The following is a 10447-nucleotide window of genomic DNA, read 5'->3' on the forward strand; positions in this document are numbered from 1 at the left end:
GCGATGTAAGAACCCGTGTAACAAAGCGAAAAAGAGGACCCAGCAGCAATTGGCGATGTAAGAACCCGTGTAACAAAGCGAAAAAGAGGACCCAGAAGTAATTGGCGATGTAAGAACCCGTGTAACAAAGCGAAAAAGGAGAACCAGAAGCAATTGGCGATGTAAGAGCCCGTGTAACAAAGCGAAAAAGGAGACCCAGAGCCAATTGGCGATGTGAAAGCCTGTCTAACAGTGGCGGCAAAAGAAAGAATAGATGATGATCATCAGATAGATTCACTTACGCCACATTTTGCAGCTAATGTGTCATAAGACAACGTATTAAAAACAAAAGCAATTCTCTCAAGGAAACCTTCGAGAACTGCTTTTTTAATTTACCTTACAACGATATTTTCTTATCTTCTTTTACCGACTCGCTAGTAACAATCGTATCAGCTTTCATCTTATCCCGCTTAGTAAACAATCGATAAACAGCAGGTACTAATAATAAGGTGATAAAGGTTGCGAAAAGTAGACCGGAAATAATAGCAGTTGCCATTGGTCCTTGATAGTTTCCAGATGTACCGGATGCTAAGGAAAGTGGCAGCATTCCACCAACAGTCGTTAATGTTGTCATGAAAATTGGACGGATTCGATCTGATCCTGCTGCGACTAATGCGCTTGGTGTAAGCATACCTTCTTTTCGTAACTGGTTGGTACGATCAATAAGAAGAATAGCATTGTTTAAAACTATTCCTATTAACATGACTATACCCATTCCTGACATCATGCTTAACTCTTGTTGTGTTAAAAATAACCCTAGGATGACACCGACAATAGTCATAGGAATAACAGACATGACAATTACTGGGTGAATAAGGTGATTGAATTGAACAGCCATGACTAGATAGACTAAGAATATCGAAATTGCTAATACAACAAGCATATCTTGAATTAGCTCTTGTTGCTGTTCTAAGTCACCGGCTGTACTAACTTCATATCCTTTTGGTGCATCGAATTCTTTAATAAGTTTTTGGACCTCGCGATTAATGGTTCCAAGATCTTTATTTTCTATATCTGCGGATACAGAAATATATCTTTCTCCATCTACATGATTGATTTGATTAGGTGTTTCCACCGTTTTTAATTCAAGGAAGTTGGAAAGTGCTTTTTCCCCTTCGATAGTCGGTACTTGTAAATCTAATAAAGCATCTTTAGATTCCATTTTTTCATCCCATCTTACAGTGAGTGGTACGGTTTCGTCATCTACTGTCATTTCTCCAATAGGCATATTCAAAAATGCCTGGTCAAGGTATTGTTTCATTTGAGTTGGAGAAAGACCTGCATCTTCCATGTTGCTCTCATTTAACTCTACTACTTGTTCTGGAGTGGTGCGTTTCATTGAGTTTGTTACCCCAACGATTCCTTCAATACCTGTTAACTTATCCACAAATCTTTCGCTAATAGCCTGTAACTCGTTAAAGTTTTCCCCTTTAATATTTACTTGGACTGGGTAGCCACCGCTTGCATCCATTGCACCTTGGACACTTTCTACAGGATATTCTCCCTTCAAGTCACGTAAAGAGCGGAAAATATCTTCATTTACTTCTTCTTGTTCCCTAGTTATGTTATCGCCTTTAGTCATGTTGATAATAGTATATAATGTACTGCCATCATCCATCACATAGCTTGTTTCTACGTCTTTAATTGCACTTAATTCTTCGGTAACCTTTTGTATTAAGTTTTCTTTATCTTCAGTTGATAAACCTGTCTCCACATTAACCATTAGTTCCTGATAACGATTAAATACATCCGGCATAATGGTTACTGGGATTTTTGTAGCAGTAAATAAAGAGCCTACAAAAATTAGCAAAAACAATCCAATTATAGCAAGGCTGTTTCTTTTCTTTTTTACAATCCAACTTACTAGGCCGGTGTAGCCATTCATAAGCTTTCCACTTTTCTTATCTTTCTTAGGTTGCTTTATTTTCAAGAATTTCTCAGCAAGAGTTGGGATTAACGTAAAGGATACAATAACAGAGCTAATTAACGTTGCTGCAACAACAATCGATAGAATAATCATAAATTGACCAACTTCTCCTCCAAGTAACCCGATTGGGAGAAATACAACAATAGTTGTTAACATAGAAGCGATGACAGCAGTAGCAACTTCTTTTGTTCCTTCTACAACTGCAGACAAATTAGTTAATCCTTGCTCTTTTTTACGGTAAATAGATTCGAGAATAACGATAGAGGAATCAACCATCATCCCAATTCCTAAACCGAGACCAATTAAGGACAACATATTAAAACTATAATCAAATAGCCACATTGCAATAAAGGTTAGTAAAACGGAAGTTGGGATAGATAGTCCAACAATAATCGTAGCGCGAATGTTACGCAAAAATAGTAATAGAATAACAATTGCTATTAAACCACCGATTAGGATATTACTTGTTACCCCATCAATAGAATCTTGCACATAATCTGCCTGTGCAACCATTTCGTTTAACTCAAAACCTTCAATTAGACCTTCATCTCGAATTTTTTCTACCTCAGCACGGACAGCCTCAGCCATTTCGATTTGGGTAGCATCAGAGTTTCTTCCTACTTGTACAAAGATTAAGTCCTTCGAGCCGTCCTTCCATACGGACGATGAACTATCTAATGGATTAAGTGAAACATTTGCTACTTCATCTAGTGTAACGACACCCGTAGCTGTTGGGATTTTAATAGATTCAACATCTTCCACCTTAGTTAGTTTTGTGTTCCATCGAAGAGATGAAGTGTCATTATTTTCAGAGATTTCACCTATAGTTGATTCACTGTTAGATCCCTGTATAACGGAAATAACTTGTGAAGCGTCTAGACCGAGCTTCCCTAGTTTTGCTCTCTCAAATTCCACTGAGACCTCATGTTCTAACACACCCATTAAGGAAACATCCCATACTTCAGGAAGCTCTTCTAACCGAGGTTCTAGTATATCTTTAGCGAAAGTAGTAATGTCCTCCATATTCCCGTTTGAAAGGTCTAAGAAAAATTCGTAGCTTTGACTCATCCCAGCTTGACCGGTTTCAACATCTTTAATCCCTGTTATATTTGAGGTGGCTGAATTGACAACAGATTGTACCTCTTTGTAAAGTTCATCTCCACGGCCGCGCTCTAACATAACATTTATAGAACTGTTACCAATGTTGGTAGTCGAATTTACATCTTCTACACCTTCAACAGCTAGTAATTGTTGTTCAATAGGTGTAGTTATGGTCCGTTCTACTTCAATTGCTGAAATGTCACCAGCATTAACATACACGTAGGCTGCATCAAATTTAATAGATGGCATAAGCTCCTTATCAAGTTTAATAACTGCATACGAACCAATCATTAACGTTAACGCAACCAATAATCCTACCAAAATCTTCCTCTGCACAATAAATTTAAGTAACTGCATTTTTAAACCTCCACCATAATTTTTAGAAAATCAGTTTTACAATTAGCAATATTTATATTAATGGCTTCCATTCCCTCCGTTGCCATGATTTTCCTTACCTATTATGTATCTTAAAGAAACTCAGATGTATTCATAATGTGCCAGAGGTGTATTTTGACTAAGACCTAAGGCGTATGTTTTAAATAAAAGCTCTCTTCGCATACTTTGTTACTTCAAGAATGAAGTATTAGAGAGAAAGTACGTTGTTCCTAACTTCGTACAAATTCCTTATAAGTTAATGCTAATCCATCGTTACCGGAAATATTGCGCTTTCTGCCAGCTGGTGGGAGTCTCAGTGTATTTCCCCATTGATTAGAATAGCTATTTTCTATTGATGGAAAAAACTTAACGATAGAGGATGATTAGTGAAGATAATTCTATTTGAAGCGAAAAAAGGAAATCATTGAGAAGAAGATGTTTTACGTCGCCTTCTATAGTTGGTGGGTCAAAAATAACAATAAGCATGAAAAAGAGGACTAAATAAAAAAGGACCCCCGATAAGAATCGGGGGTGAAAACAAAACTATTAATTAATTAAAGCCTGAAGGGGAGCGGGTATTCGACCTCCACGGTTAATTAGCTTGTTTGAGCTATATGGATTTACACCCATCACCGGAGCACGACCGAGTAAACCACCAAACTCTACAGTATCCCCCTCATTTTTACCGATTACCGGAATGACACGGACTGCAGTTGTCTTTTTATTAATCATTCCAATGGCTGATTCATCTGCAATAATGGCAGATAACGTTTCTGGTGTTACATCACCGGTAAGGGCAATCATATCTAATCCAACAGAACAAACACATGTCATAGCTTCCAGTTTAGAGAGACTTAGTGCATTATCTTCTATCCCTCTGATCATCCCGTTATCCTCGCTAACTGGAATAAATGCACCGCTAAGTCCTCCAACATACGAACTTGCCATTGCTCCACCCTTTTTTACAGCATCGTTCATTAATGCAAGTGCAGCAATCGTACCGTGAGTTCCCACTCTTTCTAATCCTATTTCTTCAAGTATTTCAGCCACACTATCGTTCAAGGCATTGGTAGGAGCTAACGATAAATCCATAATACCGAATGGAACATTTAATCGATCAGCTACTTCACGACCTAAAAGTTCACCTGCGCGTGTAATTTTAAAGGCTGTTTTCTTGATAATATCAGATACCTGTCCAAGATCAGCATCCGGATAGCGTTTTAGAGCATTAAGAACAACCCCTGGACCACTTACACCAACACTAAGCACAACTTCACCTTCACCTGCCCCGTGGAAGGCACCTGCCATGAAAGGATTGTCTTCAACTGGATTACAAAATATTACTAATTTGGCACATCCAATTCCGTTTCTATCCTTCGTGTTCTCGGCTGTTTGTTTAATTATCTGGCCCATTTGCTTAACCGCATCCATATTAATTCCGGTTTTTGTTGTTGCAACGGAAATGGAGGAGCAGACACGCTCCGTTACACTAAGCGCTTCAGGTAATGCATCTAGAAGTACTTGATCGCCTTTAGCTATTCCTTTATGTACTAGCGCAGAAAAACCACCAATAAAGTCAACACCAAGATCAACTGCTGCTTTGTCTAGTGTTCTCGCTAATTCAATTGCTTCTTGTCTCGTTGCGTTTCCGAGAATCTCGGCTACGGGGGAGACGGCAATTCTCTTATTAATAATCGGGACTCCATATTCCTTTTCTACTTGTTCTGCAACAGGTTTAAGTTCAGCTGCATAGCTTGTAATTTTGTCATAAACTCTTTGCTTCATTTTTTGAAAATCGGAGTCAGCACAATCTCTTAGACTTATGCCCATTGTCACTGTTCTAATATCTAAGCTTTCCATTTGAACCATTCGTATTGTTTCTTGAATTTCAGTAAAAGCAATTGCCATTGTTATCGCTCCTTTTTAGACGCGGTGCATCGCTTGAAATACATCTTCTAATTGAATACTTATTTTTAATCCTAAACTAGTCTCTACAGATTTAAAGTTGTTTTGCAGCATATCTAAATCGCTTAAATCACTGACATCAACTAACATCATCATCGTGAAAAAGTCTTGGAGAATCGTTTGACTAATATCTAAGATATTAACCTGATTATCAGCTAACACATTGGTAACTTTCGCGATAATTCCTACCTGATCTTTTCCAACCACACTAACAATTGCGCGTTTTTGCATAACATTCACCTCATCCTTAATATAAAAATAAATAAAAAAAGATTGGAATAAATCCAATCTCAGAAGGAAAAAAGTTTAAGATAGCACACATAAATTTTATGTGTAATCATATCTTCTGTCCCTGCTGCCTGAGATTATGAATCCTTCGGCGCCGCTACTACTACACGGTCTCTCCAGAAGCTGCTCCAGCTATAGTTTTATCCATAGCTTTCGTCGCTACTTATATGTGATTATTATAACAAGTATTAAAGCGATCTTACCAGTTTAGCCTCCATTAGTCAATTTGACAATAACTAAACCCACGGAAAGGGGGAACGAATTTAACAAGTGAGCCGAATTAGACCTCACTTGCTAAATTTTTAGAATTAGACCTGATATTAATTCAAGTATGACAGCAGATTACCTTAACTTGTTCATTGGATTATTTGAATTGGAACGCTCATTCCAATCAATTAAAACATCTATAACTTTAAGTAAGTTATCGCGGTCTTCTTTACTTATATGAGTTAAATGAGAGTTTAGTTGAATAATAGTATCATTTAAGTCATTACCAAGTGAAGAAAAGCGGAATAGTTCTTCTAAAGATATCTGTAGAGCATTAACAACTTTTTCTAACGTGTCAATGGTGACATTCTTTTCACCACGCTCAATTTGGCCAATATAGGTAGGGTGTGTATTAGAAAGATGAGCTAATTCTTCTTGACTTAGCTTTTTATTTTTTCTGTACATCCTAATCCGTTCCCCTAATACTTTCGCTAATTCTGTTTTAGGCATTCTTGGTTCACCTCTAGTAAAATATACCTTCTATTTATACACAATCGAACATACTATAAATACTATTTTTTTCATTTGAAATACTATAAATAGTATAATAGTATGTAGATAGGTATGTGCACAAATAGTAATTAACATGTTTGATTATAATTGTGCTTTCTATTTCAATACTGTAATACGAAGAAAGTGGGTGTTTTTCGTGTTTGATACACTGACTAATCGCAAATTAATAGCTGCTTACGAAAAGGCATTAGAACTTCAATTAGAAAAAGATTTTATAAATCTGTTAAAAATAGAAATGGAAAGTCGTGGTCTTCTAGAAAAAGAGTAGGATAAGAGGCTAAAGAGATTATATAGCTCAGGATGAAGGGGAAGCCACTCAGCCTAATTCTGCTCATCTAGGAGTGAAAATAAAAATCGATAAGTATTTGTTATTTATTACCCCAAATACCTACCATTTAAAACCTGTTCTAGGCTGATTCCCCTACTTTTTATTTCTTCTTCAAGCAATATTATAAAATCCTCGTCATAGCCAAGAGTAACAGCCTTGATAAAAACGTCTACTAACAAGTCATCACTTAAATTGTTCAATTTCAAAATTCCCCTTTATTTAGCGAATGGCTTTCTATCCCTTCACCTATTTTAAGTATAAGCAAAATATGGTATTCATCATAGTGAGAATTTTTACCAATAAAAATAACATATTTGGTAATACTAAAATAGGATTAAATGATTAGGAAAGAAGGGAAGAGATGGAAGAATCATCTAATTCAGCGGAATTAAGTAAATACATAAGTAAATTTTTACGAGAAAACTTTGGGAAGGGACCAGAGTCGGTACATGTCTCCATAAAATATACCTTTATAACCATATATATTAGAAACTTTATATCTCCCCCAGAGAAAGTTATGATGAATCAAAATAAAGAACAAAGAGTAGAGGAAATCAGAGATCTTGTTATTACCACCTTGATTCCTGAGATAAAGGCAAATATTTTTCGTATTACTGGGATGCAAGTAAGAGAGTTTTATTACGACTGGGCTATGCATAACAAATCTGCGATGTTTACCTGTGTTTGTACGGATGACACCAAAGAAGAGTCTAGTTTACAAAGTGATTTCCCTGGTAAAAAGGAAATGGATAAAGAAATTGTGCACTTAAGTAGAATTGCTCAAAAAAAACCTGAAGAATTAGAATCTTACCAGTTAAATCCAAGGACATACATATTTCTGCGTAATGGTATCCTAGTAAATATTGAAAAAGAATTGATAAGAGATGGTTTACAAGAGAATTTGAAGATAGCAAAAAGAAGATTAGAGAAAAGGTTACTTCATAATAATACACACTTTGAAGAAATCTTAGGGATGAAAGTGGTTGAAATTTTTGCTGACTGGGATTTTGATATAGATAAGAGTGTTATTTTGTTTATAACAAATCCAACTAAATAACAAAAAGGCCTGTCATATAGTGAACAGGCCTTTTAAAATTATTTACTTCATCCACTCTGTATGGAAAGTACCTTCTTTATCAATACGTTGATATGTGTGAGCACCGAAGTAGTCACGTTGTGCTTGTAACAAGTTTGCAGGTAATGTCTCCGTGCGATAGCTATCGTAGTATGCTAATGCACTTGCGAATCCTGGAACTGGAATTCCGCGTTCAATAGCAATGGAAAGTACCTTACGTAGGGAAGCTTGATAACTTTCCACGATCTCTTGGAAATAAGGATCTAATAGTAAGTTAGCCAACTCAGGCTCACGGTCATAAGCATCTTTAATTTTTTGTAGGAACTGTGCACGGATGATACATCCACCACGGAAGATCATGGCAATGTCACCGTATTTTAAATCCCAATTATATTCTTCAGAAGCAGCACGCATTTGCGCAAAACCTTGTGCATAAGAAACCAGCTTACTCATGTAAAGAGCTTTTCTAATCGCTTCAACAAGTTCATCTTTATCACCCTCAAAAGGTGCTTTTTCAGCTGAAGGACCTGTTAGGATTTTGCTCGCTTTAACGCGTTCATCCTTCATAGCAGAAATGAAGCGGGCGAATACAGACTCAGTAATAATTGGAAGAGGAACACCAAGGTCTAATGCACTTTGGCTAGTCCATTTACCAGTACCTTTTTGACCAGCTGTATCTAGGATAAGATCTACCATAGGTTTACCAGTCTCGTCGTCTTTCTTCGTGAAAATATCTGCAGTGATTTCAATTAGGTAACTATCAAGTTCTCCCTTATTCCATTCGGAGAATACTTCATGTAATTCATCTGTGCTTAAACCAAGTACATTTTTCATGATGAAGTATGCTTCACAGATTAATTGCATGTCACCATATTCTATCCCGTTATGCACCATTTTCACATAGTGACCAGCACCATCTGGTCCGATATATGTAGTACAAGCATCATCGCCAACTTTAGCAGCAATCGATTTTAAGATAGGCTCTACTAAATCATAAGCTTCTTTTTGACCACCAGGCATGATAGAAGGTCCTTTAAGTGCTCCTTCTTCACCACCAGACACGCCAGTACCAATGAAGTGGATTCCAGAAGCTTCTAATTCTTTATTTCGACGAATTGTATCTCGGTAGAATGTGTTACCACCATCAATTAAGATATCACCTTTTTCAAGATGAGGTAGTAATTGTTCAATTGTAGCATCTGTCGCAGGACCTGCTTTAACCATAAGTAAAATTTTTCTTGGTTTTTCTAATGAACCAACAAATTCTTCAATAGAAGATGCGCCAAAAAAGTTTTTCCCAGCTGCTTCATTCTTCATGAAATCTTCTGTTTTTTCATAGGATCTGTTATAAACAGAAACTGAATTGCCTCTACTTTCAATGTTTAAAGCGAGGTTTTTACCCATTACAGCTAGTCCAATAACACCAATCTGTTGTTTTGCCATGTTACCAATCGCTCCTTCAAAATAGATTCCTTTTACCATCATACGTATAAACAGTAAACAGCGCAACCTATGTATATTTATCTTCTCTATTTCTAATCTATCTATAAATAGACTTATGCTGGTTCGTTGATGGATTATTGTTACCTATATAATAACTTATTATAAGAGGAGAGTCTCTGCAAGTAAAAGCCACTGATTATTTCATGAATTTAAAGAAAATTCAATTATTTGTCAGAACCCATTGTTTGATTGCGCTTGCTACACCTTCATTATTGTTATCCTTTGTTACTTTATCGGCAGTCTCTTTTACAAGGGGTTGAGCGTTTCCCATTGCTACCCCAATACCAGCAGCTTCAATCATTTTAATATCGTTTAGGCTATCCCCAACTGCCATTACTTGATCCATCCTTATACCTAATTGTTCACTTAACTTACTGATTGCAACGGCTTTGTTGATACCGGCAGCATTGACTTCAATATTTGTAGGGCTAGAATTACTTAATTCTAATCTTTTGTTTAAGGATAACTGATTTGTTATCTCTTGCTTTATTGTATGATCATCTGTGTTAAAGCCAAACTTAAGCCATTGATGTTGTGTAATATCCTCAGGTATTTCATCTTGCCAAACCCTGTCTGTTGCAGTCATCCATATTGACGTTTGATGTTTATGTTTTAGTCTAATGAGCATTTCTACAAGATCAGTATCTAGCAATTGGCGATCCAACATTTCTCCTGTAGTGCGCCATGTTTCACTTCCATTTACGGTTATGAGGTAATTTATCCCAAGCATTTCGGCATAACGATGACTGGTAGTGTAGTGTCTACCAGTGGAAATGACTACTTCAATACCTCGGTTTAGTGCTTCTTTAATAGCCTGTTGATTTTTCAATGATATGTCATGATCATCGTTTAGTAATGTACCATCCATATCTAATGCAATTAATCGAATAGGTTGTTTAGTTATACTCATATGTAAACCTCTCTTTCTATATAATTTTTGGCTATTTTCATAACTATGTTGCTTATGTCACAATTTCTATAGAAAGCGAAGTAAAGCCCTAAGACCTACATTCATTATATAAGATGAATGCTAAACCAACGCTGCGGAAAAACGCTCGCTTTCCGT

9 protein-coding genes and 1 riboswitch are annotated in these 10447 nt (G+C 36.5%); of the genes, 2 read left to right on the forward strand and 7 right to left on the reverse strand.

Annotated features, from left to right (window positions below; genetic code table 11):
- Positions 1 to 376: 376 nt before the first annotated feature.
- The 4 genes from H7K77_RS03555 to H7K77_RS03570 all read right to left on the reverse strand — a co-directional run bounded on the left by H7K77_RS03555 (position 377) and on the right by H7K77_RS03570 (position 6412).
- Positions 377 to 3424, reverse strand: coding sequence for an efflux RND transporter permease subunit (locus H7K77_RS03555; protein WP_186576343.1), 3048 nt, complete (start codon positions 3422 to 3424; stop codon positions 377 to 379).
- A gap of 564 nt (positions 3425 to 3988) precedes the next feature.
- Positions 3989 to 5350 carry a PFL family protein gene (locus tag H7K77_RS03560; RefSeq protein ID WP_186576344.1) on the reverse strand — a complete coding sequence of 454 codons (1362 nt, stop codon included), beginning with the start codon at positions 5348 to 5350 and terminating at the stop codon, positions 3989 to 3991.
- Between the two features lie 15 nt (positions 5351 to 5365).
- A complete protein-coding gene (locus tag H7K77_RS03565; protein ID WP_186576345.1) occupies positions 5366 to 5638 on the reverse strand; it encodes an ACT domain-containing protein in 273 nt (90 codons plus the stop codon).
- Positions 5639 to 5743: 105 nt separating this feature from the next.
- A riboswitch (glycine riboswitch) is annotated at positions 5744 to 5825 on the reverse strand.
- A 212-nt stretch (positions 5826 to 6037) separates the two neighbouring features.
- Positions 6038 to 6412 carry a helix-turn-helix domain-containing protein gene (locus tag H7K77_RS03570; protein WP_186576346.1) on the reverse strand — a complete coding sequence of 125 codons (375 nt, stop codon included), beginning with the start codon at positions 6410 to 6412 and terminating at the stop codon, positions 6038 to 6040.
- Positions 6413 to 6611: 199 nt separating this feature from the next.
- On the opposite strand from H7K77_RS03570, the gene sda (H7K77_RS21175) reads away from it, so the two are divergent.
- The gene (gene sda / locus H7K77_RS21175; protein ID WP_328701022.1) at positions 6612 to 6743 is read left to right on the forward strand and encodes a sporulation histidine kinase inhibitor Sda; all 132 of its coding nucleotides are present in this window, start codon (positions 6612 to 6614) and stop codon (positions 6741 to 6743) included.
- A gap of 107 nt (positions 6744 to 6850) precedes the next feature.
- Here the strand turns inward: sda (H7K77_RS21175) and sda (H7K77_RS03580) are convergent, their stop codons facing one another.
- Positions 6851 to 7003: a sporulation histidine kinase inhibitor Sda gene (gene sda, locus H7K77_RS03580; protein WP_186576348.1), complete on the reverse strand. Its 153-nt coding sequence runs from the start codon at positions 7001 to 7003 to the stop codon at positions 6851 to 6853.
- Between the two features lie 161 nt (positions 7004 to 7164).
- Between sda (H7K77_RS03580) and H7K77_RS03585 the strand changes: the two genes are divergently transcribed.
- On the forward strand, positions 7165 to 7860 hold the full coding sequence (locus H7K77_RS03585) for a Na-translocating system protein MpsC family protein (protein WP_186576349.1): 696 nt from the start codon (positions 7165 to 7167) through the stop codon (positions 7858 to 7860).
- A gap of 42 nt (positions 7861 to 7902) precedes the next feature.
- Here the strand turns inward: H7K77_RS03585 and gndA are convergent, their stop codons facing one another.
- Both gndA and H7K77_RS03595 read right to left on the reverse strand, forming a co-directional pair.
- On the reverse strand, positions 7903 to 9321 hold the full coding sequence (gene gndA, locus H7K77_RS03590) for an NADP-dependent phosphogluconate dehydrogenase (protein WP_186576350.1): 1419 nt from the start codon (positions 9319 to 9321) through the stop codon (positions 7903 to 7905).
- A 220-nt stretch (positions 9322 to 9541) separates the two neighbouring features.
- Positions 9542 to 10291 carry a Cof-type HAD-IIB family hydrolase gene (locus H7K77_RS03595; RefSeq protein WP_186576351.1) on the reverse strand — a complete coding sequence of 250 codons (750 nt, stop codon included), beginning with the start codon at positions 10289 to 10291 and terminating at the stop codon, positions 9542 to 9544.
- Positions 10292 to 10447 lie beyond the last annotated feature (156 nt).

The organism is Aquibacillus kalidii (assembly GCF_014280935.1).
GTDB classification, from domain to species: Bacteria; Bacillota; Bacilli; order Bacillales; family Amphibacillaceae; genus Aquibacillus_D; species Aquibacillus_D kalidii.

Excerpts from the sequence above, each read along its gene's own strand:
- H7K77_RS03555 (WP_186576343.1), bottom strand. The coding sequence starts at position 3,424 with ATGCAGTTACTTAAATTTATTGTGCAGAGGAAGATTTTGGTAGGATTA.
- H7K77_RS03560 (WP_186576344.1), bottom strand. The coding sequence starts at position 5,350 with ATGGCAATTGCTTTTACTGAAATTCAAGAAACAATACGAATGGTTCAA.
- H7K77_RS03570 (WP_186576346.1), bottom strand. The coding sequence starts at position 6,412 with ATGCCTAAAACAGAATTAGCGAAAGTATTAGGGGAACGGATTAGGATG.
- H7K77_RS03565 (WP_186576345.1), bottom strand. The coding sequence starts at position 5,638 with ATGCAAAAACGCGCAATTGTTAGTGTGGTTGGAAAAGATCAGGTAGGA.
- H7K77_RS03585 (WP_186576349.1), top strand. The coding sequence starts at position 7,165 with ATGGAAGAATCATCTAATTCAGCGGAATTAAGTAAATACATAAGTAAA.
- H7K77_RS03595 (WP_186576351.1), bottom strand. The coding sequence starts at position 10,291 with ATGAGTATAACTAAACAACCTATTCGATTAATTGCATTAGATATGGAT.
- gndA (WP_186576350.1), bottom strand. The coding sequence starts at position 9,321 with ATGGCAAAACAACAGATTGGTGTTATTGGACTAGCTGTAATGGGTAAA.